Genomic DNA, 24,832 nt, shown 5'->3' on the forward strand with positions numbered 1-24,832 from the left:
AACAATCTTCTCTCTTAATAAATATAACTTGTCACCAAATAATAGGAATAGGGGGTCGCTCAGAGAGTTGGGCGACACGATTATCGTAGAATGCGGGCTGAGCGCGCTTAGAGTGATTGTGTCCAGGACGCAATATCTTCGATAACAGATTTATCGACCGGGTTCGCGAGCGAATACTCGGACCGGGTTGACGGCCCCTCAGCGTACTGGAAGATGTGGTTAAGATTCTCATAGAGTTGGAACTGGGTGTCTGGACGGTCTGCTAGTTCGGTCTGCCACCGTCCGAAGTCTTCTTCGGGCGAGACTTGATAATCGCGATCGCCCTGCAAGATGAATGCGGGGGTATCGATTTCCTGTGCCGTCCCAATCTGGTCGTACTCGTCGACAGTTCGCCAGAGTGCGCCGGGGTAGTCGAGGATGATATCTCCATCCGAGTAGTCGCCGTTGCGGATCCGGTCGATTCGGTCTTTCCACCGCTCGTGGACATTTGCCATCTGCGTCCACTCATACTCACCGACTGTTGCGAGGTGATCAAACTGTTCGATGAAGATTTCATAGAAGTTCCGGGCCGGGCCTGCGAGCATGGCTATCCCCGCAAGGTCTTCGTCACGCTTTGCGATACGCGGTGCTGCTAGCCCACCCAGACTACTTCCAGCGACAACAGTCCGGGTAGAGTCCACTGCATCTACTCCACGAAGCTGTTCTAGCGCGACCAGCGGGTCATCAACGGTGATAGCATCAAGCGTCCACTCCGCAGCAGACAGTGAGTTTGGACAGGCGTGTGACCGTCGGTCGTACCGCAGGACAGCGACGCCACGACTTGACAGCCCTTCTGCCATATCTTTGAACGGTTTCGAACCGCCTGTGCTGAGGTCCTTGTCTGCACCACCGATAGCAGGGGGGTCACTCCCGTGGACAAGGACGACACCCGGCACATCCTGTGCATCTGTGGGTACTGTCAGTGTTGCGTCCATCAGACAGGACTCCGTCTCGACAGTCGCCTCCTTTATGTTGAACCGTTCGGTATCGACGTAGTCAGGCCGCTGATACTGGTCGTTGGCGAAAATACCGACAGTTGAGAACCCCTCTTCGTTGTCTACCAACACACGCATCACGTGTGTTCCTCGTTCGAACTCAAGTGCCATGTCTACGCCGTCGAACCCTCCCTGAACGATTTCTTCTGTTTCACCGATTCGCTGGAATGGGCCACCCACGGCAGTGTACGCGAGCCATAACTCTTCGATTCGCCCGGCAGAAAGTCCCTGCTGTGCGTCCGAGCGGAACCGGCCGAGTGCCTGAGGGAACGCGCCGTCTGCCATATCTCCGACGAGTTGCTTCCCCGCTTCGACAGCGTCTTCGGGGGTGTCGGGTGTCGGTGTGGCCGTCTCTTCTGGTGTGGCCGTTTTCTCGGGGGTTGGTGTTGGTGTAGCCGTTTCGGTTGGACTCGGTGTTTGTCTCTCAGTTTGGGCTGGTTCGGGTGTCTCGGTCGTGTCTCCATCACCGTCACCGAGACAGCCAGCGAGACCTGTAACTGCACTTCCTGCAACAAGAAGAACTGTCCGGCGTTTCATACCTGCTGTTTTCCGCTGAAAGAATAAAATATGTGTGCCTTTTGTTTATCGGTGGAAACACTACTGCAACCGCGCATTGTTGTTCCAATACAAACATTCCAGATAGTATTTACAGTTATAACACAAGACCTTGCGTGATCGTAGCACGGTTGGTTCCAGTTCTGTTGTGTCTGACGAGAGTCTGACCGGTATTTAACTGTCAACGAGACCGTCTTTCTTCCTGTCCCATGCCTTTCCCCCCGCGTTCCGCTCTTGGTCTAGAAAACATCGTTACGTGCACACTTGATGGCCTCCGAATGACTGCCTTCTGGGCAGCTATTGCTCTCCCATTCCTGCACATCCCACTTCTGTATGATGGGACACAGGATGTTGGTGCCCTCTTGGCACTCGTTGCGGTTAACGTGTGCTGTTTGCTGGTTGGTCACCGACATGCGCGGTCGGGTAGCTAAGTCGAGTTCCGTCAATGCCACACTGGTGGTGAACCGACAGCGTTTCAGTTGCGCGGTCCATGGCATGGATAACGAATGAGTCGCGACTACATCGAGGTTCGCGGGGCTGAGCAACACAATCTCAAAGATGTCGACGTAGAGATACCACGTGAGGAACTGACGGTCGTGACAGGCTTGTCAGGATCAGGGAAATCGTCGCTCGCGTTCGAGACGGTGTACGCTGAAGGGCAGCGACGATATATCGAATCGCTGTCAGCCTACGCCCGCAACTTTCTTGGGCAGATGGACAAGCCACAAGTCGAGAACGTTGAGGGACTCTCGCCCGCGATCTCCATTGACCAGAAAAACGCCGCAAACAATCCTCGCTCTACTGTCGGGACTGTGACCGAACTCCATGATTACCTCCGTCTGCTCTATGCCCGTGTCGGCACGCCACACTGCCCCGACTGTGGTCGCGAAGTCGACGACCAGAGCGCCCAGCAGATGGTCCGCCGACTCATGCAGGCTCCGGAAGAAACCCGAGCAAAACTCTGTGCCCCCGTCGTTCGCGACCAGAAAGGCGCATTCGAGGAGTTGTTCGACGACCTTGTCAGTGAGGGGTACACTCGCGTCGAGGTTGACGGCGAACGCTACGACCTCACCGTCGAGACGCCAGACCTTGACGAGAACTATGACCACACTGTAGATGTGGTTGTTGATCGCGTGAAAATCACCGAAAGCGAACGGTCACGACTCACCGACTCGGTCGAAACCGCTCTTGAAGAAGCTGATGGGCTCCTCAAAGTCATCTTCCCTGACCCGCCGGCTGAGCTTAGTGTTGGCGGGTCCCGGACACGTTCGACCGGTGACCTAGCCAAAGAGGAAGACACAGACAACGTGAGAGACGACCGCTTTATCGTCGAGTTTTCTGACGAACTTGCCTGTACACACTGCCACATTGATATCAGCGAAATCGAGACGCGCTCGTTTTCGTTCAACAGTCCACACGGTGCCTGCCCCGAATGCGAGGGGCTTGGCTCGACAAAGGAGGTTAGCGAGGACCTCGTGGTTACAGACTCATCGAAACCGCTGAAACACGTTTTCGAACCGTGGAGTTACAACCGGACCTACTACTCTCGTCAGTTGGATAACGTTGCCGAGCATTTCGGCATCTCGCTTGACACACCATTTGAGGACCTTGCCGACACCATCCAGCGACAGTTCCTCTATGGCACTGATAACCCGGTGCACTTCGAGTGGCAGACGAAAAACGGGACCCGCGAGAAAACCGAACGTTTCGAGGGCGTCATCCCGAACCTCGAACGCCGTCATATCGAGACAGACAGTGACCGCGCCCGCGACCACATTGAGGAGTTCATGGCTGTCACGACCTGTCCGATCTGTGAGGGAACACGCCTGAAGGCTGAGTCGCGGTCGGTCCTTGTCGATGACCGCTCGATTACAGCAGTCAACGAGATGTCCATCGGCGACGCACTCGCCCACTTCGAGGAGATGGAGGCCCACCTCAACGAACGCGAGACGAAAATTGCCACCGAGATTCTCAAGGAGATTCGCTCCCGGCTTGGGTTTATGTGTGAAGTTGGCCTCGATTACCTCACACTAGACAGAGAGGCCTCGACACTGTCTGGCGGGGAAAGTCAGCGTATTCGACTTGCGACTCAGATTGGCTCTGGCCTCGTAGGAGTGCTCTACGTGCTCGATGAACCGTCTATTGGGCTCCACCAGCGGGATAACGACCGCCTGCTCGACACGCTCGAAGAACTCCGAGACCTTGGAAACACACTGCTCGTGGTTGAACACGATACTGAGACGATGCGCCGGGCTGACAACATCATCGACATGGGTCCGGGACCGGGCAAACGCGGCGGCGAAGTCGTCGTCAACGGCTCTTTTGAAGACGTTGTCGGCGGTGAGGCGTCCATCACTGGGGACTACCTCAGCGGCGAGCGGTCGATTCCGGTCCCTACCAGCCGTCGGGAAGCAGACGGCCATCTCACTATCCGCGGCGCTCGACAGCACAACCTTGGGGACCTTACGGTCGAGTTACCCACCGGCTGCTTTACAGCAATTACCGGTGTTTCGGGTTCAGGCAAGTCGACGCTGATGCACGACGTACTCTACAAGGGGCTGGCTCGTGGCATGAACGACAACACGAGCGTCGACCCCGGCGACCACGACGCAATCGACGGGACCGATGCGGTCGAAACAGTCCGCCTCATCGACCAGTCGCCTATTGGCCGGACACCACGGTCGAACCCTGCAACCTATACTAACGTCTTTGATTTCATCCGTGAACTGTTCGCCGAAACGGAGCTGTCAAAACAGCGTGGCTACAAGAAGGGACGGTTCTCATTCAATGTCCAGGGTGGCCGCTGTGAGGAGTGTGGCGGGCAGGGAACGGTTAAAATCGACATGAACTTCCTCTCAGATGTGTCTGTTCCCTGTGAAGAGTGTGGCGGTGACCGGTACAACGACGAGACGCTTGACGTGACGTTCAAAGACAAGACTATCTCAGATGTGCTGGGGATGAGCGTTGACGAGGCCCACGCCTTCTTTGAGAGCCACAACCAACTTCGTCGGCGGCTGAAGCTTCTGAAAGATGTTGGCCTCGGTTACATGCGCCTCGGACAGCCATCAACAACTCTCTCCGGTGGCGAGGCCCAGCGAGTCAAGCTCGCCGAGGAACTCGGGAAAAAAGACACCGGCGAGACGCTTTATCTGCTTGACGAGCCGACGACGGGCCTCCACCCAGAAGACGAGCGCAAGCTGATCGACGTGCTCCATCGCCTGACTGATGACGGCAACACGGTCGTCGTTATCGAACACGAACTTGACCTTGTGAAAAATGCCGACAACATTGTCGACCTCGGTCCGGAGGGCGGCGAGAACGGCGGCGAAATCGTCGCTACGGGTACTCCCGAGGAGGTAGCCCGAACCGAAGAGTCCTACACTGGAACGTACCTGCGCGACTTGCTCCCCGACGTGGACCTAGAAGGACCACGTGCCGACCGAGAACTCGGTGACGACAGGAAGCCGGCCAAAGCTGACGACGACTGACGGTCACTGTCGCTTTCTATCAATAGATTCGCTCCTCTGTCGACATGGACGGTCCAGAGTGACACGAACACGCGGATTTACTTTCTGCGTTGATAACAAGGACGGCCTTACCTGATTGCATCAGGTGAGGTGATAAAATACCGTTCGTTTAACTAGCTCGATTCATCCCGACACATCCGTCTCTGAGACGAGAACGTAGTCGTATCCGCTTGCCTCAGCACCCTCGATAGCGATTTCGACGCTATACTGTGAATTAGAGTGTCCTTGGACGATATTGGCGCGGTGGCTCCCGACGCCTTTGATTGCGTCTACTGACGTGCCGTTCCGGTACGTCGCAGTCAGATTTGTGACGATGAGACCGTGCCCAGCGTCGAACCGCTCCGGGGCTGCATCCGCAAGCGTCTGCGTCCCGTTGAGTTCTGTGAGATCGATACTGACCTGCTGTGAGTCGTGGCAGTCGCCGCTTGGTTCCGAAATCGGCGTCGGTGTTGGCTTGTATGGCCCGAGGTAGGTTTCCTGCCAGCACGAGTTCCGGCTGAAGTCTTCGTTGCTCTCGACAAAGGTAACCTGCATCGTGGCGGTGGCGGATTCGATTTCCTCGGGAACGCCACCGGATTCGATTGTGTACTCGGCGGAGATGTTTTCGGATGGCGATTCTGCAGACGAGTCGGCTCCCAGTCCGAGACAGCCGGCAGCCACAACGAGGACGAGGAGGGCGACGAAGGAGACCGTTTGTCGCATACCTGACGATACTGTGGATGTTGAAAATACTTTGTGTTTCATTATTGTTGGCACAGTTCGTCTGGCGTCTTCCAGAGTTGTCACAGGCCACCGGTACCGCTGTCACCTACGCCACTGGCCTCGGCCATCGCTTTCTTTTCGGTGTCGCTTGTTTCTTCGGACTGCCTTTGGGCCGAGCGTAATTGCTCCGAGTGCCGATGCAGTGCCACGGAAACAACGAGCACGGCAATGCCCAAGACGCCGACGAACGCGCTCGGACCACCGACGACGGACAGGCCGACACCACTGATTGCGAGACAGGACAGCACTTTTGGGCATATATTCAGTCGAAAGAGGGCAATCGAAGATGACATCGACGTAACTTCTGTCGGGTATAACAATACTGTCATTCCCTGTTTCAACAGCTCCGAGCACAGCAGTACCGGCCTGCAAAGAAAATTCAGCGCGTGTTACGTCCCGGTCTGGACGTTCAGTGCCTTGCGCATAATCTGACCAAAGCTAATTGAGACGAAGGCGTACCAGATAATCCAGACTTGCATTGGCCCGATGATGCCAGTTGTCCAAGTCTCGATTTCACCAGCCAGTGGCAGAACAATCACCGGCGATGCAACGGTGATGCCGATGTCCCGAACAATCCAATACATCCAGAGGAACATCGGGATTGTAAAGGACATAATCCAGATCATCGGCCGGAACTGAGCTTTGAACATATCGAGGTTCTCGCTCATCATCGCCATCTGCTCTTCTTGAATTTTCTGGAGTTCCTCGTCATCGCCGCGCTCCTTTGCCCGCTTGCGGCGCTCTTTGAGGTCCTGTGTCTGTTCTTTGTACCCTTCCATGATTTCTGCGTTCATCAGGTTATCCTGAACGAGCGCCGAAAACAGGCCCGTCAGAATGGCGAGTACAAGAACAACGAGATAAAACGGTAATGTCTCTTCGAGTGGCCCAAGAGCGATGTTGAGTGTCTCGCCGACAAGTGTTCGGACAGGAGTGTAGGCGTATCCAATCATCATCACGAACACTGTCGCGACAGCCATCTTGTCGTAGGTCGTAAACGAGAACTCGACGCTATCCATCATCGCCGTCGGGTCACTGTCCTCAAGTGCATCCCGGGCACCGTCGGGGTCATCAACGACGAATCCATCACCACCTGCGTCGACGAGCAACCCTTTTTCGATGAGTCGCCCCCATTCACCGGAGGTGATGTCATCGCTTACATTGGCCCACGTGACAGCCCCCTGTTCCTCGGCTGTTTCGAGGACCGTCGCGAGGGCATCTGTCATATGCTCGCCCTCCTCGGCGAGTTCATCTACCTTCTGTTCTGTTCGTGGCATCGTCTGTTGTTAGTTATTCGGTGGTCATCCGGTTTGTATTTCCCGGTCTCTGCCGCGCCTGATTGGCCGTCGCTACGCGTCGGTCTGCTCGTCGATGGCCTGCTTAATATCTGTCCAGACATCGTCCGGTGACTGCTCGCCGTCGATTTCGACGAATTCGCTTTGGTCGTGGTAGCTCTCGATAACGGGCTTGGTGTTCTCATCGAAAACATCGAGTCGGTTCTCGGCTGCTTCCTGTGTATCGTCCTCGCGCTGGATAAGGCGTTCACGTACCTCTTCGTCGTCGGGCATGTCGTATTTGACGTGGTAGTTGTCGCCTGTCTCGGGGTCGACACGGCGGCCGGTTAGTCGGTCGAGCAACTCCTCGTTTCCGACTGAGACCGACAGCACTACATCGAGGTCGGTCATGCTGTCGAGCTCTTCGTTCTGTTCAGGATTACGAGGGTAGCCGTCGAGAACGAACCCATCGGCATCGTTGAGTGCTTTCTCGACGATGGCATTGACGACCTGGTCTGGGACGAGGTCGCCTGCATCCATATACTCGGCTGGCGTGTCGTACTCGGTATCCATGTCGCTGATATCCATCTGTTTGTTCGACCGGAGGGCATCGCCGGTGGTGATATGCTCAACATCGTAGGCATCGACGATGTTGCTGCATTGTGTCCCTTTTCCTGCGCCCGGCGGTCCCATGATGAGAATCTTCGGCGCTGTCATACGTTGCCGTTGCTATCCGGTAGTTAAATCATTGTCCAAATCGACGTGCCAGATAGTGACCCGTCACCATGTCCAGACGACGAACGCGCCTGCGACCGATGAGCGGTTCGACGTGTCGCTTCGTGGCGTTGGTGTCGACACAGAGACACGCTGTGACCACTGGCACAACGAGGTCGACGTGGTGGCACTACGCTTTGCCTGCTGTGAGACGTACTACCCCTGTTTTGAGTGTCACGCCGAAACAGCCGACCACGACCCCAAACAGTGGCCCCGAAACCGGTTTGACGAGGCGGCGGTCCTCTGTGGAGTCTGTCAGACCGAAATAACTGCTGAGGCGTATCTTGACTGTGATGATACCTGTCCTGACTGTGGCGTCTCGTTCAATCCGGGCTGTCGGGAGCACCGGAATCTGTATTTCGAGTTGTGAACGTCAGAACGCAAAACTGTCTGCCTCACTGTTGTAACCCCATTCGATGTCTGCTGTCTCAAACAAAGGGTTGATAATCCCGAACAGTGGATTTTCTACAGTGAATGTCTGTCGAACAACTCGAAATCCTACTTTCTGACCCTGCAACACAGGAGGCTGTTGCCGTCGTCTTTGAGCGGTCCGAAGGCGGGTCCAAGGAAGTCAACTGGAGCGATGTCAGCGATGAGTTAACCGACTCACAGTGGGGTAAACTCCTCGAAAAGGAAGTACTCGTTGGCGCGGGAACAGGATTTGCCCTCGCGGAACCCGAACGGGTTTACGAGCAGCTGACTGACGCCGATGAAATTGACGACCGTGACCTGTCAGCCTTCGAGCCCGCACCGGGACCGTCCGATGAGTCTGACTTGCTTGATGATTTCGAGTTGCCCGAGGTCGAACCCGTCGAGTGGTCAACATGGGATAAGGCCGCTGGTGGCTTCGCGTTGCTCCTCTTTACTGGATACTGGAGTACTAGTATCCGTGACGCCATCGCTTCTGTTGAGAACGTCGTCGTCGACTCGGCACTCGGAGCAGTCCCTTTCTACCTTGTCGTCTTGCTGTTGGCTACCGTAACCGGCTTTTATTCGACGTGGCTGCAGCGACGACTCGTCGACCAAGACAAACTCCAGCAGTACCGCGACCGCATGGAGAAATTAAGTGAGTACCGTCAGATGGCAAAAGAGAGTGATGACGAAGAAGCGATAAAACAACTCCAGGAAAAACAGCGAGAGGCTGCCGGGAGTCAAATCGGCATGATGAAACTGCAGTTTCGCTCGACAGTCTGGATTATGCTTCTGACGATACCGATTTTCCTCTGGCTTCGGTGGAAGGTCCGGGGCGGCCATCTCGGGGCTGACAAGGGTGAGTTAATACTTCCTCTGGCTGGTGATGTGACTTGGACACAGTCGCTTGCCGGACCAATGGCGACGTGGATTGTCTGGTATTTCGTCTGTTCTATGGCGTCCAGACAGATTATCCAAAAACTTAGTGAGTTCTGGTTCGAGCGTTCCGGGTAGAAACACCTCCTGTCTCGTGGTCGACCCGCGGAACGGCCATCTGGTCAGTAGTCACCGAGTACGCCGAGTCGGCGGGCACGTTTGGTTGCATATTGGAAGACAAGATAGCCCCCGATCAGGTAACCAAACGCAACCGCGACGAGTGTTCCCAACTCGACCGCCGAGAACTCCCAGAGGCGTGTCCCATCGACCATCGCACGCTGGAGGAGTCCGCTCCCATGGGCAAGTGGAAGAATGCGCAACAACGGCTGTTCGACTATTGGCGCAGAGATGAGCGGAATGAACAAAAACTGGAGGAGGTTTAGCCAGTTCCCGACACGCTTGTACAGCACTGTAATGCCGCCCGCAGCAAAGCCAAGTCCAAGTACGGACAAAACACTAAGCGTCGCGATAGTAACCGTCGTGACAATATTCAACGCAAGCGTCGTTCCAGTGAGAACGAGCATCACAACGAGCACAACAGCGGACGTGATGAATGTCCGAACAACTTTAGCAGCGCCTTTCAACAGGGCGACAGGAGCAAACCCAAACGGCGTCATGATGTGGCGTTCGAGAGTCCCCCACTGCACCTCGCTCCCGATGTCGTTGGCGAGTGACTGGTAGGACCCAATCGAGAGCGTCCACAGAAAATAACCGACGATGATTCCTTCCAGTGAGTCGTTGAGCGCCTGACCGCTAAGTACTTGTCCACCAAAGAAAAGCACGCCAAAGAAAAACAGCGAGATGAAGACACCGCCGACTGCGTTGGCCGGATATCGGACGAAAAGAAGAAACTCTCGGTAAAGCACCGCTTTGATGAGTTGGAGGTAGCCAGCGGTCTGTTGTCTTTCCCCCACAGCGTTCTGGTGGGAACTCATTCTAATTCACCGCCCACAGTGCGTGTATCTTGGTCGGTCAGGTCAAGGAAAAGGTCCTCAAGCCCAGGCTCGACAGTCATAACCCGTTCAGGCGTCACATCGCGTGCGCGAAGCCAGTCCATCAACTCATAGATACCGTCTCCTTCTGTTTCAACCTCGACACGTGCACCCGGTGAGAGCGCTTCGACGGTTGTCACTTCGAACATCTCGCGAAGCCTGCTGAGAATCTTTTCGTCGAAGTCTCCACTCACGATACGGACACCGTAGACGTCAGTACTGCGAAGTAGCTCCTCGACGCTATCGTCTGCGACAAACTCGCCGTCGGACATGATAAGCACCCGGTCACAGACTGTCTCGATAACATCCATATTGTGACTGGACAGGACAACGGTGATGTCCTGCTCGGTGGCAAGCCGCCGGAGTTCGGTCTGCAGCGTTCGGGAACTCTCAACATCGAGTCCGAGCGTTGGCTCGTCAAGAAAGACAAGTTTTGCACCGCCAGCTAGCACGCTCGCCAGTGAGACTTTCTGTTTCATCCCCCGTGAGAGGTCCCGAACAGCAACGTCGGCTTTCTCTTCGAGGTCGAGTTGCTCAAGCAGGCGCTGGTGCTCGTCAGCAACAGCGTCCGGATGAACCCCAGCGACTGTCGAAAAATACCGAAGGTTCTCTCGAACAGTCAGCCGCCAATAGTCGTTGCGTGCACCTTCGAGCATCGCGTCGACCTGTGCGTATGCTGTCCGAGGTTGGTCGCGGATATCGACCCCGTCAAGCCGAACAGTCCCGTCGTCGGGCAGCACCATCCCCAGAATCGACTTGATAAGGGTCGTTTTTCCCGCGCCATTTGGCCCAAGAAGCCCAACAATCGAGCCGGACTGAATTTCGAACGAGACGCTATCGACTGCCGTGACGGTTTCTGCTCCGTCACCGAACCGTTTGGAGAGATTGTCGACCTCCAGTGCAGCCTCTTCGGCGTCGTTCGACTGATTGTGACCTCTCTTGTGAGAACTCTCATCGACAGTCTTGTGGTCCAAGTTGCCTAAGTTTCCGTTCATTGCTGATGTGTTTTCGTTGTCGTTTTTTCGTCAGTACTTGGCCTTATTTGTGATTTGTCACGCGTATGTTTCTACATAACCGATACTTTCCTCGATTATAATATATCCGGTTCTCGTTGTATGGAACCATACCACAACTGGGTGGTCCTCTCACCAAGCAGGGTAGTCAGTGGCTGCCTACTGATAAATGTTATTTTGGAGTGACAGTTTCCGGGGACATTATAACCGCATCGGCCAACAAACAGCGTATGACGTTCAGTATCTGTGTTCGCGAGCAGTATGAAGACGACGAAGGAACTGAACAGTACCGGTTCGGTGTCGCCGTAACGACACGACTGGCCGGTGTCGGGACGCTTTGTCCGTTCGCCAACGAATATGGTGCTGTTGCGACACAGAGTCTCGTCAACGTCAATCTCGGTCGAACGGGAATCGAGTACCTCGAAGACGGGCTAGCTGTCGGCGATGCCCTAGAGGCACTGCTGCAGGCCGACGATGGGGAATCACAACGCCAACTCCATGGTGTCGACAAAAACGGTGAGTTTGCCTTCTCGGGGGAAGAATGCAAAGGCTGGTTTGGCCACACCGTCGGCGAAAACTACACTGTTGCAGGAAACCTGCTTACCGGCGAATCGGTTATCGATGCCACTGCGGAGGCGTACGAGGAAAGTAAAGACGAGGACCGCCCGCTTGCGTTTCGTCTCGCAGATGCACTTGCCACAGGGCACGCTGAGGGCGGTGACAAACGAGAGGAGTTACACGTTCAAAGCGCCGCACTCCTTGTGCGGGATACACAGGAGTATCCGCTCGACCCCTCGTATAATGACATTCGAGTCGACGCCACAGAGACGCCAGTTGTGGACCTCCAAGAGACACTTGCACTGGCCCAAGAGGGCCACGAGATGGCGATGGAACGATACGAGGAAGAATATGAAGAAGACGAAATGACGGACTAACGACTATTTGTCTACATTGTTGCCCTTTCTATATGGAGTGTAACGGTCTACACACAGATTGCTGCTCGTGGACTTCCCGAAGAGTGCAATAGTCGTTGTCCACTTTTTCACTCAGAGTGATTCCGATATTTATTTATTTTGACTATATCAATTAGTACAGAAGCATATGAGCCTGACAGTCATCGCACACAAAGAGATTGCGGATACACACCGCTCATATACGTTGATTGGAACAACAGTACTTTTCACTATTTGGGCCAGCTTTCTTGCTATAATCCAGTGGGTTCCAACTATCTATCGGGATAGTGAGCTGTCGACAGCCACGCTGGCGATGATGAATAGCATGCAACAGTCTGCGGTGGTTTTTGTCCCGTTTATCGGGCTGATGCTTGGGTACGCAGCAATCGTTTATGAACGGACGAATGGAAGTTACAAACTCCTGCTCAGCCTCCCACATACTCGCAGTGAGTTCGTTTTCGGGAAGTTCTTGGGCCGGACCGTTGTTCTCTGGACTGCCATCTCGGTGAGCTACGCTACTGCCGCGATTATCGCTGTGCTCACGTACAGTTCGTTTTCTCTCCGTATATTTCTCTTGTACACGCTGTTTACGCTACTCTACGGGGCGTATCGGAATCGGGTTGTCGGCATTTATGCAGTCTAGAGGCAAGGCACTTGTAGCGGTAACTGGATTGTATGCACTGTTTTTGCTAGTTTGGGACGCATTTCTTGTACTCTTGCAGTTTGTGACAGTCGGCTCAGAGCTTCCGGAGAGTGGTCTCCCAGAGTGGATTCGATTTGTTGGATTATTGAATCCAACTGCAGCGTTTCCGGTCGCTACACGGGCATTTATCCCAGAATTCTCCGACCTGACACGACTGCCGGAATCGGATACAGTGTTTCTTCAGGACTGGGTTGGATTCGTTGTCCTTACGCTGTGGCTCGTTGTTCCGATTGTCGTCGGGTATCTGCGATTCAATCGGGTTGATCTTGGGTAGACAGCCGAGATGAGTTGCTGCGTTATAAGCCGAGCGTCGGGTCGTTCTCTGTGGCGGTAACTATTTTATATCATGCGAACGTAAATTCAGATATGGTATCAGAAGCCGGTGTCAAACAGAAACAGTGTTTCAAGTGCCGGTTTGAGGCGGCTGCCGACGCCGGGGAGTGGGTAACAACGACACATCCCTCGCTTGGAGACATTACACAGTGTCCGGAGTGTGGCTCGACAAACATCCACGGAATCGAATAGCTACCGACTGGCTTGCATTGCGACGACCGCAGCACTTTACGCCCGTCACTCCCGAGTACGCGTATGACAGACCTTTCGTGGGAGACACTCGACTCGGACATCTCGTACACCTGTGGCGGATTTGATGTCATCAACGAACAGGTTCAGCTACCCGACGGAACGGCAGCCGAGTTTGACTATCTTTCTGAGAATCCAAGTGTGGTGGTATTACCGTTTACCTCCGACGGCGATGTGGTCCTCATCGAAGAGTGGCGACAGGCAGTCAAGCGACACAACAGGGGTCTCCCAGCCGGCGGTCTCGAAGGCGAGGAGTCACCCGAGGAGGCAGTCCACCGAGAACTCCGTGAGGAGACAGGATACGAAACTGACGCTATCGCACATCTAACGACGGTTGAACCGGCTAACGGCTTCTCGGATGCTGTCTTTCACTACTATGTTGCAAACGATTGCAAGCCAACCGGGAGTCAACATCTCGATACGGACGAATCTATCGAGGTGAGAAAAGCGCCGTTTTCGGCGGTACTGGAATCAGTCCGGACCGGTGAGATACGGGACGGTCGCTCAGCACACGCCCTCCTCTATTACGCACTGTTTGAGCGTGACCTGTAGTGGGGCCGTTCGCGCTCTGGCAGTCACTCTATCCCACGGGTAACACTGTGTTCACTTCTTTCTTCTCCGAGACGTTGGGTAGTCACAACCTTTCAAACGAGACGGTCAAGCGTCTGGTGTCAAACCTCTGGCCTGTTGGTGTCTCACTGAAGCGTTGTTTGCCGGTGTCGTATTCTGTGTTGAAACTGCCCATGTATGACCCCGATGAGCGAAACTACGCACAGTATCGCGGTTTGACTGACATATACCCATAGATTCATCTGACTCCTTGCCTGAGTATTCCGTAATGACTCATCGGATTCAGGTAGTCCATCTCGAAAATGAATCCGAAGCCAGAACGCTAACAGCCGAACAACTTGAAGGGGGAAACGACCGAATCGAGGTCACATCTGTCCCAACAGTAGACGAAGCGACTGAACGTTTGTCCGACATACCGGTCGACTGTGTACTTTCGGAGTACCAACTGCCAGAGTCTGATGGACTCGAATTCCTCTCGTGGGTCCGTGAGCGCTGGCCAGAACTGCCGTTTATTATGTATACGGCACACGATTCCGAAGCAGTCGCGTCTGAAGCACTGAGTGAAGGGGCCACAGACTACATCAAAAAATCCAATCTGGGCGAGAACTACGAACTGCTTGCACAGCGAATCGTTACTGCGACTGAACAATACCGGGCGAACAAAAACAAGCGAACAGCAGATCTTGTCAGAGAGATTCAGTCAACTCTCGTTCAGGCACAAACCCGCGAAGAGATCGAGGACAAAGTCTGTACACTGCTCACTGACGCCAACCCGTACGCTTTTTCCTGGATTGGCTCTGTCGACGTTGCACACAACAAAGTCGAAGCACGTGCCTCAGCAGGCGATAAAGATGGCTATCTCGATGCAATCGAGACCGCTATTGGGGACAGTACAATCGGGCAGGGACCGACAGGTGAAGCAATACGAACGCGCTCATCTCAAATTGTACAGGATATTTCGAACGACCCGGTGTCCGAACCGTGGCGTAAGGAAGCACTCGACTGTGGCTACCGGTCGAGTGCCTCGGTTCCCATCGAGTACGAGAGAGATCTATACGGTGTGTTGAACGTGTATGCAGCCCATCAAGGGGCATTCGATACGGCCGAACTGGCGCTGCTCGAGGAAATTGCTGAGGCTGTTGCACACGCGATGCATCAGATACGTATACAAAACCGGTACGAATCTCGCTATCAGTCGCTGTACGAGGATGCACCAGTGATGATTGCGCTGATACGCGCCGAGGAGGGTGAGCCAGTCATCGAGGACTGCAACCCACAGTTTGCTGCCAAGTTGGGGTACCCCACAGTAAACCTCTCTGGGGTCCCACTCGCTAACATATACTCCGATGAGTCGACAACGAAACTGCTCGATGAAGGAGGTCATCAGCGAGCCATCGACGGCGAATTCACACCAAGCGAACGTGAACTCATTACGGCCGACGGCGAGCGGCTGGTCACATTACTCCAAGCCTCACCGCGTCGTGACAAATCGGGGACCGTTGTTGGAACGTATGCAATGTTCGTAGACATCACCGACCGCAAACGAGCGCAGTCCGTCCTCGAACAGGCTGAAGCGATGGAGACATCGATGGACGGGATGGGTATCCTCGACGGTAGTGGTGAGTTCGTGTATCTGAATCAGGCCTACGCGGAAATTCATGGCTACGATAAAACGGACAGGCTACTTCACAGTACGTGGCAACAGCTCTATGACGACGATACAATTCAGCGATTCGAAGACGACATCATACCTGTAGTCGATGAGACTGGAGAGTGGCGGGGTGAAATAACCGGGCTACGAGCCGACGGGTCCACATTTCCACAGGAACTCTCGTTGACAAAACTCGACGATAACAGCTTTGTCGCTGTCGTGCGTGACATCACCGAACAAAAAGAGCGCGAACAAACGCTTGAGAAAATCATCAGCCAGATTGATAAAATCATCGACGCCCGGTCAAAAGAACAGATGGGCGAAATCGCAATCAACATTGCCGAAGATGCGCTTGGTTCACCGCTAACCGGCGTCCATCTGTTATCGCCTGACCAACAGCGACTTGAATCAATTGCTTTAATTGATCAAATCCGCGGAGAGTTCTCGGAGCCACCAACGTACGAGCGCGCTGCTGATAACATCGTCAGCGAAGTCGTCTGGAACGCATTTGAGCAGGACGGGCCACAGTATATCGACGATACGCGAACATACCAGAATCTCGCGGAACAGACGCCGGCGCGGTCGGCTGTTTTGCAGCCGCTGGGCGACCACGGTATCTTGATTATCTCGCGGACCGAGACACATGGGTTTGACCGGACCGAGCGAAATTTTGCTGAAGTTCTCTCACAGGTACTTACGGCCGGGATGGACCGATGTGAGCGCGAGAAAGAACTTGACCGTGCCCAAGAACGGATGCGGGCCCTGTTCGACGAAGCACCGGACTCGATAACGGTCCACAACACAGACGGCGACATTGTCGACACCAACGAGCAACTTACAGAGAAGCTCGGGTACACCCGTGACGAACTCACCTCGATGAATGTGCGCGATTTTGTGGCCACGGCCAATACCGAAGATACACAGGAAATCTGGCGTGGTCTAGATATTGGCGAGACGCACAAGACAGAGATCACCCACAGGCGAAAAGATGGGTCGACATACCCCGTCGAGGTCTGGCTGTCGAAAGTCCAGACCGGAGGGAAACAACGCTTCATCGCACTCAGCCGAGATATTACTGAGCGCAAAGAACGCGAGCGAGAGCTAGAACGAAAGCGCGAGTTTCTACAACGGACACAAGAAGTTTCTGAGGTCGGTGGCTGGGAGGCAGACCTCGAGAGTGAAACTTTGCGCTGGACCGATGAGGTGTACACAATTCACGGAAAGACACGGGATTTCAAACCGGAGATAGATGACGCTATCGAGCTGTATCACCCGGAAGACCGCGAGACAATCAAGAAGCTGTTTGACCGGCTGACGACCGAAGGTGAGAGCTATGACCGCGAGTTGCGTATTGTCAGAGATGATGGCGAGGTTCGATGGGTGCGTGCACGCGGGACACCTCAATATGATGACGATGTAATCGTCGGCGCAAGAGGAACCTTCCAAGATATCACGGACCGTAAAGAACGCGAACAGCAGATTCAGAAGCTCAAAGAGCGACTTGAACTTGCGGTCGAAGGTGCCGAAATCGGAGTCTGGGATTGGAACTTACGCACAGATGACGTGACTTACAACGAGCAGTGGGCAGCGATGCTCGGATACTCACTAGACGAAATAGACCAGAGCATCGAAGCCTGGGAAAGGCGTGTCCATCCAGACGATCTCGACTCAGCCCAAGCGGAGCTAGATGCCCACTTTGCCGGCGAGGTTGACTACTATGACGCCGAGCACCGGATGCGGACGGCCGACGGCGAGTGGAAGTGGATACGCACGCTCGGAAGAGTGTTTAAACGGGACGACAATGAAAATCCAGTTCGTGCTGTTGGGATTCATATCGATATCAACGGACCCAAACAGCGCGAACAGCAGTTAACACAGTTCCAAGCAGCCGTCGAACAGACTGCACAGGCAGTTTATATCCTCGACTCTGCGGGAGTAATTGAATACGTCAACCCAGCTGTTGCGGTCATTACCGGCTACACTGAAGACGAGAAACGTGGACAGACTGCCCAGTTCCTCGAAACCGGTTCTGATACCGATGAACCGTCTGCGTCTCTCTGGGAAACGATAACGGCCGGGGACCGCTGGGAGGATGAAATTCTCTACGAGCGGGCCGACGGCGAAGAGATAATTCTCTATCTGACTATCTCACCAATCACGGGTGACGAAGAAAAGCCAACGAAGTTTGTGGCTGTCGCCCAAGATGTCACCGACCGCAAGGAGTACGAAAAGACACTCGAACAGGCACAGGAGACGCTCAGAGAAATAATCGACTTGGTGCCGGATCCAATCTTTGTGAAAGACAGGGATGGTACGTTCCTTCTGGCGAACGAGGCAACTGCGGAGGTCTATGGACAGGCCCCAGAGACACTCGAAGAAAAAAAAGAGTCTGCTGTCGTTCAGGATGAAGAGAAGATTGCGACGTACCGACAACAGGACCGTGAGGTCATCGAGACTGGAGAGCCGATTCGGATTCCCGAACAGGACGTGATAACTGCCAACGGTGAGACGCGTATCTATCAGACAACCAAGATTCCGTACAAAGTCCCCGAAGTCAAAGAGGTAGCAGCTCTCGGATACGCCCGTGACGTGACCGAAATCAAAGAGTACGAACGTCGACTCGAAACTCAGCGTGATAACCTTGGCATCCTCAACCAGGTTGTCCGACACGACATTCGCAACCAACTCCAGCTTGTGTTAACGTATACTGAGGTTTTGCAGACAGAGCTCGGAGATGGGACTGACGAGTACATTACTCAGGTGCTTGAAGCGGCGCGCGATGCGATAAATATCACGAGAACGGCACGAGACGTTACTGAGGTGATGCTTCAGCCAGATATAGAGCAGCAATCGGTGCCACTGCGTTTCACGCTCGAAAACGAAATCGACGCCGTTCGCTCCAACAACCAACATGCACTAATCAAGATCAAGGGAGCTATTCCCAGTGTCAAGGTGCTTGCCGATGATATGCTTGAGTCGGTGTTCCGGAACTTGTTGAGCAACGCAATCCAGCACAACGACAAGGAGGTCCCTGAAATAACGGTCTCGGCGAGTCAGAAAGAAGAGACAGTTGTGGTGCGAATCGCAGATAACGGGCCTGGTATACCCGACGAGCAGAAAGACGATATTTTCCAGCAGGGTGAGATGGGTATCGACAGTGACGGGACGGGACTAGGACTGTATCTTGTCGACACACTCGTTGACCGCTACGACGGCAAGATTGAGGTCGCTGATAATGAACCCGAGGGCGCAGTGTTCGTGCTGGAACTCTCGACTGCAAAACAAGGGGAACTACAATCGCTTTGATACTGGATTTGCGTGTCGGCTGATAGTCGATAACTTTCACTCAGAGAAACGTCTAGTCGGAAAGTGATAGGAATGCCTGTCGCTGTGTCTGCCGGCCAAGAACACAATCCTTACCGCCCGTGCAACCGGAGCCGGTGGTAATGCGGGACAACTTTGAAGTCCGGAAGTACGACGGTGCGGGGCGACTCGGCAAGCTTACGGTCCCACGGTCGGGCGTGACCGTCGAAACACCAGCCCTGCTACCAGTTGTCAATCCCCACGTTCAGACAATCTCGCCCGCACAGCTTGAGTCAGAGTTCGGCGCTGAGATTCTCATCACGAACAGCTACATCATCTACGGGAGCGACCAGTTACGTGAGCCCGCAGTCGAAGAGGGGCTCCACGAGATGCTCGATTTCTCTGGCGCAATCATGACTGACTCGGGGTCGTTCCAGCTCGCGGAGTACGGCGATATCGACGTGACTACTGAGGAGATTCTTCAGTTCCAACACACCATTGGCTCGGATATTGGAACACCGGTTGACATCCCGACACCACCCGATGTTCCTCGTGAGCAGGCCAAAAGCGAGTGGGAGACAACCCGAGACCGTCTCAGTACTGCAGAGTCCGTCGATACCGACGAGATGCTGGTCACTGCGCCGGTTCAGGGGTCGACCTACCCCGAGTTGCGTGAGCGTGCTGCCCGGGAAGCAGCCGAGACGAGCCTCGATTTGTTCCCGCTCGGTGCGGTTGTCCCGTTGATGAACGAGTATCGGTACGACGACCTCGTCGAGGTGGTTGCAGCCTCGAAACGCGGTCTCCCCGAGAGTACGCCAGTCCATCTGTTCGGAGCTGGCCATCCCATGATGTTCGCACTGGCTGCTGCGCTTGGCTGTGACCTGTTTGACTCTGCGGCTTACGCGTTGTACGCCCGAGACGACCGCTATCTCACGGTCCGAGGGACGCGACACCTCGAAGACCTCGAATACTTCCCGTGTGAGTGTGCCGTCTGCTCGGCACACACTCCCACAGAGGTCGAGCAGATGGACGAAGACGACCGACATCGTCTGCTCGCCGAACACAATCTTGCTGTCTCATTCGGAGAAATTCGGCGTGTCAAGCAGGCCATCCAAGCCGGGACGCTGTTTGAGCTCGTCGAAACCCGTGTTCGTGGTCACCCAACACTTGTTGATGGGTATCGTACTCTGCTCGATTACGCAGAGCAGCTTGGAACGACGGACCCAATCACGAAAGACTCCTTTTTCTATCTCTCGGCCGACAGCGCGCGCCGCCCTGAGGTCAATCGCTACCACGACCGGCTTGAGCGCCTCGATGTTCCAGAGCACCTCCTCATCACGACCGGTCAGCACAGTGACCGGTACGACGAAAGTTGGCGACTCGTCCCGCCTTTTGGTCCAGTCCCGCGAAGTCTCTCGGATGTGTACCCACTCACTGCTACCCGGCCCGAGCGCCTCGATAACGCGGCCTACGAGGCGGCGGCCGAGGGTGTTGCCCGACTTGTCGAGAGTAACCCAGAAACGACGGTGACTGTCGTCCATGACGGCTGGCCTGATGGCGTGTTCACTACGATTTCGGATACCGTCGAAATTCACGACTACAAGCTTGAAGAGCAAACCGACGATGCCTCCGACAGGGACTGTAACAGTTAATACCGCTTCACGACAAGGGCGCAGGTATGGCAGTTGTTCTGGTCGGCGTCGGTGCTGATAGCGGTAACATTACACCCGTTCCAAAACTCGGAGAAAACGGCCGGTTCGAGTTTCTCCCGATACCCGAAAAGGCACCAGCGACAACCGAAACCCGGACGCTGGGCTCGATGTCCCAGCGATACGGGGACGGCCCTTTGGCGGAGCTGGTCGACGGTATCAGGCCAAATAGCGACGAGGATTGGATTCGTGACGAAAAAAGAGTACGCACGCATCCGGTTCACTACGACCCAAACCTCGAGGCGTTGACCTACGGGGAAGGAGGAAAAGACCAGAACGTCAACGCCATCGAGGAGCATCTCGGAGAGGGTGATATCCTCGCATTTTACACCGGGCTAGAGACGGCAGGACGGATGCATCGGTACGTCTTTGGCTATTTCACACTTGCTGAGGACCCGATCATCATCAACCCGGATACTGATGAGGAAAAAAAAGAGACAATCCTCGAAAACCACCCCGAAAACGGACATACCAAACGGTTCAAAGACAACGGCGAGTTGTACGCACTCGACCCGGAGATGTCACAAGGAGCCAGTCGTGTCGCAATCGTCGATGGCCGGAAACCGGGGAGGTTACTCGACCGTGCAGTCCGGCTTAGTGGCCCCGCAGACACAGGGAATTACTATATGAAAGACAGCATTGAGGAGACACTCAACCCTAATACAGCATATCTCGGCGGGTTCAAACCACCAATCCGGTGTGATATCTCGGCTGCCGACTTCGTCGAATTTGTCGAGAGCCAGCAGTAACGACACTCAGTCTGCGGCTGGAATACCGCGTTGGCGGCGAATCTCATCTTGGATGGCGCGACGCTTGATGAGGAGAAAGCCGGTAAAGATGAAAACAAACCCAGCAACTGTCGCCAGCGACACGCCTTCCGAGAGAAAAATCCAGCCTGAAATTGCCGCAAAGACTGGCGCGACGTAGGAGACAAGGTTAATTTCGATTGGTCCGAGCCGCTCCAGCAAGTCGAAATAGATGAGAAAGCCAAGCGCGCTAGCGACAACGGAGAGATACATCAGTGCGACCAGTGCCTCTGTTGTCCATTCGATGGCGGCGGGGGACTCGCCGAGTCCAAGCGCAAGGACATGCATCAACAGACCACCCAGTAACATCGCCCACCCTTCCAGCGTCTCGATTTCGAGGCTCGCGTTGGAACGGCGAATGAGGACGCTCCCAAATGCAAACGACCCGGCCGCGATGAAGACGAGTAGTTTCGAGACGGTTCCCTGTCCGGCTAGGTTCGATGGGTCGGGGTTAGCGAGAACAACAACGCCAACTAAGCCAAGCAAGAGACCCAGAACGCCAACGACAGTGAGCCGTTCGGCAGGGAGGAGAACGCGAGCGAATCCGGTCGTCAGAACCGGACTGAGACTGACGAGAACAGCAGCAACCGCGCTTGTCACTTCGGCGTCAGTCTGGCCGATAAATAGGAAAGCGTGATAAACCGCGATGAGGAACACTGCACCGATTGTGACTTGCCCCCACTCGCTGCGTGTCGTCGGGACTGGGTTGTCGGCTACCCAGGCGGCATAGCCAAGCATGATGACGCCGGCTACATCGTAGCGAAGTGCCGCGAACGTTACTGCCGGAAAAAAGTCCAGCCCAAGATTGATTGCCATGAATGCCGAGCCCCAGATGGCAGATAGCAACACAAACAACAGCGCGTTCCGTGATGTCCCCGTGAGCACAGAACCCATTTGACTTCGGGTATACTATGCGTTTCGGAATGGGCTGTTCGGTCTGGTCTGTCCCGGAAAATACCTACCTTGTAGTTAGATTCTGTCCCTGCTCGTGTCTCTCTGATACTGTCTCACTCTGTGTTTGAGAGACCTGACGAAGCCGGTACCACGATTGGGGTAGCTCTTGTCTGGGAGGGACTCGCCGAGGCTATCGACGAAGAGACTGTAATGACAGTTGGAGCGATGGAACTCATAGAGACAGAGGCCACAACTATCACTGCTTTTCTTATCTGTGCTGGTTGTCTCTGTCTCTGGGCTGTACGATACTGGGCAGACAGAGCCAAGAGCCCCGCTTACTGGCGCACTACTGTTTGAGGCGATAGTTTACACGGCGGTCAATCCACTTCTCAGGGCTTTCGGTGGCGACATTAATCGTCAGCTGGCGGCGTAATCTGGGGTTGGGTCTAACGAAATCGGAACCGACGAACTGTTATCGGACGCAAACGGATAACTGTGCATGAGCATCTTCGGTTCACGAGCTGAGAGACACTCCTATCGGCTGGAGGGGCACCGATGACGGAGTACTTTGAGGTACACGAGCGAGATTCTGCTGCCCGCCTCGGCGAGTTACGTCTAAACCAGTCACGGCAGACACCTGCACTCGTTGACGACGTACTCGAAGACGCTGGTAGTCTCTGGGCAAGCGACCGTGACGTGCCTGAAAGCGATGAGTCGTCTCTAACTGTGCTCCCCCATCGTTCGCTCCCGGGTGGGACACCTGATGAGGTTCAGGACACCTTCGCTGTTGAGTATCCCGACGTAGAATATCCAAGCGCAGCAGCCGTCTCACCGGAGACAGCGGGCGACTACGGGGCAGATGCCTATGTTCTCTCGAATGCACAAGAGATTTCGGGACATGCCAACGCGTTTGTCGACACCATCATTGAGACACGAGACGCCATTCCCGCTGATACTGCTCTCTATCTTGCTGGCGTAGCAACACCTGCAAACGCCGCGATTCTTGCGTACGCTGGGGTTGACCTCGTTGATGCCGACCGCGCTGTCGTGAAAGGAACACAGGGGAAATACCTCACCACGGACGGTGAGCGCTTCCTGTCTGCGCTCGATGAGCTTCCGTGTTCCTGTCCCGCCTGTCAGGTGCCCCGCGATTCGTTCGACCGCGAGGCCTGTACAGAACACAACAAGAACGTGCTTCGGGCGGAACTGCGTCGCATCCGCCAACGAATCCGAGAAGGGCGGCTTCGTGACTACATTGAAGGACAGTCTCGTCACGAGCAGTGGCACACCGCGGTGTTCCGCCGTCTTGACCAGCAATACGGCTACCTCGAAGAGCGAACACCTGTAGTTCGACAGGCTGACCTGACCGCGGCAACCGACGACACGCTTTCACGCGTCGAGATTCAGCGGTTTGCCAAGCGGGTGACCACGCGCTATCACAACCGGTTCGACAACCCGCTGGTACTGGTCCCGTGTTCGGCGCGAAAGCCCTACAGCGAGTCACAGAGCCACAGCCAGTTCCATGACGCTGTGCAGTTCCGCGCCCACACCGTCTCGATGACCTCTCCAATCGGTGTCGTTCCGCAGGAACTCGAACTCACTTACCCAGCACAGCACTACGATACCGTCGTCACTGGCGAGTGGTCACCAACCGAGCGTGATTTCGTCGCAAACGTACTCGAAGCCTATCTCAAGCGCAACGAGTACCCCCGCATTATCGCACACGTCTCTTGTGAGGGGTATCGCGACATCTGTGAACGCGTTGAGGACACACTCGGTCTCGACTTTGAGTACACTGCAGTTGACCATCCGACTGCGACTGAATCACTTGCCAATCTCGCCTCAACACTCGCTGACGAATTGAAGTACTCGAAACGCGAGCGTGAACATAACACAATCCGAGCCGTCGCGGACTACCAGTTTGGCGACGGAGCGGGAGACGAACTGTTCGGTGAGTTTCAGACCGGCGCACGGTATCCCAAACTCCGTGTTAACTCCTCAGATGGCGAACAACTGGCAATGCTCGTCGCGGGCTACGGCGTCCTCTCGCTGACACCCGCCGGCGCGCGTCGGTGGGTCGACAGTAACGTACCAACGAAGCGCATCGAGATAGACGCGTTCGTCCCGCATGGGTCTGTCCTTGCACCCGGTGTTGTCGATGCATCCCCGGAAATCCGCCCCGGCGACGAGGTTGTTATTGAGGGTCCCAAGGCCTTTGGCGTGGGCCGAGCGGCGATGTCTGGGTCGGCAATGGTTGAGAGCAGTCGGGGTATCGCAAGCTCCGTTCGTCACGTCGAAGAGCAGTAACCGGATACAGATACAAGAGCATGGAGCATGAAACCCAACTATGTCAGCAGGTGGCTCCGGCAAACAACTCGAGTGTCGC

Annotated in this window: 20 protein-coding genes and 1 pseudogene; 13 read left to right on the plus strand and 8 right to left on the minus strand. The window is 54.9% G+C overall.

Annotation, left to right across the window (positions count from 1 at the left end; genetic code table 11):
- Window positions 1-107: 107 nt before the first annotated feature.
- A complete protein-coding gene (locus tag N5098_RS05205; RefSeq protein WP_267636661.1) occupies window positions 108-1,571 on the minus strand; it encodes an alpha/beta hydrolase family protein in 1,464 nt (487 codons plus the stop codon).
- A gap of 296 nt (window positions 1,572-1,867) precedes the next feature.
- Here N5098_RS05205 and N5098_RS17760 point away from each other — a divergent pair, with 296 nt between their 5' ends.
- Together N5098_RS17760 and uvrA are read left to right on the plus strand one after the other, a co-directional pair.
- Window positions 1,868-2,020: a DUF8028 family protein gene (locus N5098_RS17760; protein WP_464379755.1), complete on the plus strand. Its 153-nt coding sequence runs from the start codon at window positions 1,868-1,870 to the stop codon at window positions 2,018-2,020.
- A 75-nt stretch (window positions 2,021-2,095) separates the two neighbouring features.
- On the plus strand, window positions 2,096-5,077 hold the full coding sequence (gene uvrA, locus N5098_RS05210) for an excinuclease ABC subunit UvrA (protein ID WP_267636662.1): 2,982 nt from the start codon (window positions 2,096-2,098) through the stop codon (window positions 5,075-5,077).
- A 162-nt stretch (window positions 5,078-5,239) separates the two neighbouring features.
- On the opposite strand, the gene N5098_RS05215 is transcribed toward uvrA, so the two are convergent.
- The 4 genes from N5098_RS05215 to N5098_RS05230 form a co-directional block, all read right to left on the minus strand.
- Complete coding sequence (locus N5098_RS05215; protein WP_267636663.1) at window positions 5,240-5,818, minus strand: hypothetical protein; 579 nt, start codon at window positions 5,816-5,818, stop codon at window positions 5,240-5,242.
- Window positions 5,819-5,898: 80 nt separating this feature from the next.
- Window positions 5,899-6,207 carry a hypothetical protein gene (locus N5098_RS05220; protein WP_267636664.1) on the minus strand — a complete coding sequence of 103 codons (309 nt, stop codon included), beginning with the start codon at window positions 6,205-6,207 and terminating at the stop codon, window positions 5,899-5,901.
- 60 nt (window positions 6,208-6,267) lie between these two features.
- Window positions 6,268-7,152 carry a DUF106 domain-containing protein gene (locus tag N5098_RS05225; protein ID WP_267636665.1) on the minus strand — a complete coding sequence of 295 codons (885 nt, stop codon included), beginning with the start codon at window positions 7,150-7,152 and terminating at the stop codon, window positions 6,268-6,270.
- 72 nt (window positions 7,153-7,224) lie between these two features.
- The gene (locus N5098_RS05230) at window positions 7,225-7,866 is read right to left on the minus strand and encodes an adenylate kinase (RefSeq protein WP_267636666.1); all 642 of its coding nucleotides are present in this window, start codon (window positions 7,864-7,866) and stop codon (window positions 7,225-7,227) included.
- Window positions 7,867-7,921: 55 nt separating this feature from the next.
- On the opposite strand from N5098_RS05230, the gene N5098_RS05235 reads away from it, so the two are divergent.
- Both N5098_RS05235 and N5098_RS05240 read left to right on the plus strand, forming a co-directional pair.
- Window positions 7,922-8,293: a CHY zinc finger protein gene (locus N5098_RS05235; protein ID WP_267636667.1), complete on the plus strand. Its 372-nt coding sequence runs from the start codon at window positions 7,922-7,924 to the stop codon at window positions 8,291-8,293.
- Window positions 8,294-8,397: 104 nt separating this feature from the next.
- Window positions 8,398-9,348 (plus strand): DUF106 domain-containing protein, encoded by a 951-nt coding sequence (locus N5098_RS05240; RefSeq protein ID WP_267636669.1) that lies wholly within the window; start codon window positions 8,398-8,400, stop codon window positions 9,346-9,348.
- Between the two features lie 44 nt (window positions 9,349-9,392).
- Here the strand turns inward: N5098_RS05240 and N5098_RS05245 are convergent, their stop codons facing one another.
- Window positions 9,393-10,205 (minus strand): ABC transporter permease, encoded by an 813-nt coding sequence (locus N5098_RS05245; RefSeq protein ID WP_267636670.1) that lies wholly within the window; start codon window positions 10,203-10,205, stop codon window positions 9,393-9,395.
- Entirely contained in the window at window positions 10,202-11,257 is a 1,056-nt protein-coding gene (locus tag N5098_RS05250) for an ABC transporter ATP-binding protein (RefSeq protein WP_267636672.1), read from the minus strand. Before N5098_RS05250 ends, N5098_RS05245 begins: the two co-directional genes overlap by 4 nt.
- 248 nt (window positions 11,258-11,505) lie before the next feature.
- Between N5098_RS05250 and N5098_RS05255 the strand changes: the two genes are divergently transcribed.
- The 7 genes and pseudogenes from N5098_RS05255 (at window position 11,506) to N5098_RS05285 (ending at window position 21,495) form a co-directional block, all read left to right on the plus strand.
- Entirely contained in the window at window positions 11,506-12,210 is a 705-nt protein-coding gene (locus N5098_RS05255; protein WP_267636673.1) for a DUF1028 domain-containing protein, read from the plus strand.
- A 166-nt stretch (window positions 12,211-12,376) separates the two neighbouring features.
- Window positions 12,377-13,205, plus strand: a pseudogene (locus N5098_RS05260) (ABC transporter permease subunit).
- 92 nt (window positions 13,206-13,297) lie between these two features.
- Complete coding sequence (locus N5098_RS05265) at window positions 13,298-13,456, plus strand: hypothetical protein (protein WP_267636674.1); 159 nt, start codon at window positions 13,298-13,300, stop codon at window positions 13,454-13,456.
- Window positions 13,457-13,519: 63 nt separating this feature from the next.
- A complete protein-coding gene (locus N5098_RS05270) occupies window positions 13,520-14,065 on the plus strand; it encodes an NUDIX hydrolase (protein ID WP_267636675.1) in 546 nt (181 codons plus the stop codon).
- 286 nt (window positions 14,066-14,351) lie between these two features.
- Window positions 14,352-19,040 carry a PAS domain S-box protein gene (locus tag N5098_RS05275; protein WP_267636676.1) on the plus strand — a complete coding sequence of 1,563 codons (4,689 nt, stop codon included), beginning with the start codon at window positions 14,352-14,354 and terminating at the stop codon, window positions 19,038-19,040.
- A 140-nt stretch (window positions 19,041-19,180) separates the two neighbouring features.
- Window positions 19,181-20,689: a tRNA guanosine(15) transglycosylase TgtA gene (gene tgtA, locus N5098_RS05280; protein ID WP_267636677.1), complete on the plus strand. Its 1,509-nt coding sequence runs from the start codon at window positions 19,181-19,183 to the stop codon at window positions 20,687-20,689.
- A gap of 26 nt (window positions 20,690-20,715) precedes the next feature.
- Window positions 20,716-21,495, plus strand: coding sequence for an Nmad3 family putative nucleotide modification protein (locus N5098_RS05285; protein WP_267636678.1), 780 nt, complete (start codon window positions 20,716-20,718; stop codon window positions 21,493-21,495).
- A gap of 6 nt (window positions 21,496-21,501) precedes the next feature.
- Here N5098_RS05285 and N5098_RS05290 read toward each other — a convergent pair whose 3' ends face one another.
- Window positions 21,502-22,437, minus strand: a complete 936-nt coding sequence (locus N5098_RS05290) for a DMT family transporter (RefSeq protein WP_267636679.1) — start codon at window positions 22,435-22,437, stop codon at window positions 21,502-21,504.
- Window positions 22,438-22,566: 129 nt separating this feature from the next.
- On the opposite strand from N5098_RS05290, the gene N5098_RS05295 reads away from it, so the two are divergent.
- Window positions 22,567-22,803: a hypothetical protein gene (locus tag N5098_RS05295; protein WP_267636680.1), complete on the plus strand. Its 237-nt coding sequence runs from the start codon at window positions 22,567-22,569 to the stop codon at window positions 22,801-22,803.
- 198 nt (window positions 22,804-23,001) lie between these two features.
- Window positions 23,002-24,753: an archaeosine synthase subunit alpha gene (gene arcS / locus N5098_RS05300; protein WP_267636681.1), complete on the plus strand. Its 1,752-nt coding sequence runs from the start codon at window positions 23,002-23,004 to the stop codon at window positions 24,751-24,753.
- Window positions 24,754-24,832 lie beyond the last annotated feature (79 nt).

This window comes from Halovenus rubra, assembly GCF_026586665.1.
Taxonomy (GTDB): Archaea; Halobacteriota; Halobacteria; order Halobacteriales; family Haloarculaceae; genus Halovenus; species Halovenus rubra.

Bases quoted from the DNA above. Each gene is read 5' to 3' on its own strand.
- N5098_RS05240 (WP_267636669.1), top strand. From the start codon at position 8,398: ATGTCTGTCGAACAACTCGAAATCCTACTTTCTGACCCTGCAACACAG.
- N5098_RS05225 (WP_267636665.1), bottom strand. From the start codon at position 7,152: ATGCCACGAACAGAACAGAAGGTAGATGAACTCGCCGAGGAGGGCGAG.
- N5098_RS05205 (WP_267636661.1), bottom strand. From the start codon at position 1,571: ATGAAACGCCGGACAGTTCTTCTTGTTGCAGGAAGTGCAGTTACAGGT.
- tgtA (WP_267636677.1), top strand. From the start codon at position 19,181: ATGCGGGACAACTTTGAAGTCCGGAAGTACGACGGTGCGGGGCGACTC.
- N5098_RS05215 (WP_267636663.1), bottom strand. From the start codon at position 5,818: ATGCGACAAACGGTCTCCTTCGTCGCCCTCCTCGTCCTCGTTGTGGCT.
- N5098_RS17760 (WP_464379755.1), top strand. From the start codon at position 1,868: ATGACTGCCTTCTGGGCAGCTATTGCTCTCCCATTCCTGCACATCCCA.
- uvrA (WP_267636662.1), top strand. From the start codon at position 2,096: ATGAGTCGCGACTACATCGAGGTTCGCGGGGCTGAGCAACACAATCTC.
- N5098_RS05285 (WP_267636678.1), top strand. From the start codon at position 20,716: ATGGCAGTTGTTCTGGTCGGCGTCGGTGCTGATAGCGGTAACATTACA.
- N5098_RS05265 (WP_267636674.1), top strand. From the start codon at position 13,298: ATGGTATCAGAAGCCGGTGTCAAACAGAAACAGTGTTTCAAGTGCCGG.
- N5098_RS05275 (WP_267636676.1), top strand. From the start codon at position 14,352: ATGACTCATCGGATTCAGGTAGTCCATCTCGAAAATGAATCCGAAGCC.
- N5098_RS05250 (WP_267636672.1), bottom strand. From the start codon at position 11,257: ATGAACGGAAACTTAGGCAACTTGGACCACAAGACTGTCGATGAGAGT.
- N5098_RS05220 (WP_267636664.1), bottom strand. From the start codon at position 6,207: ATGACAGTATTGTTATACCCGACAGAAGTTACGTCGATGTCATCTTCG.
- N5098_RS05270 (WP_267636675.1), top strand. From the start codon at position 13,520: ATGACAGACCTTTCGTGGGAGACACTCGACTCGGACATCTCGTACACC.
- N5098_RS05255 (WP_267636673.1), top strand. From the start codon at position 11,506: ATGACGTTCAGTATCTGTGTTCGCGAGCAGTATGAAGACGACGAAGGA.
- arcS (WP_267636681.1), top strand. From the start codon at position 23,002: ATGACGGAGTACTTTGAGGTACACGAGCGAGATTCTGCTGCCCGCCTC.
- N5098_RS05245 (WP_267636670.1), bottom strand. From the start codon at position 10,205: ATGAGTTCCCACCAGAACGCTGTGGGGGAAAGACAACAGACCGCTGGC.
- N5098_RS05230 (WP_267636666.1), bottom strand. From the start codon at position 7,866: ATGACAGCGCCGAAGATTCTCATCATGGGACCGCCGGGCGCAGGAAAA.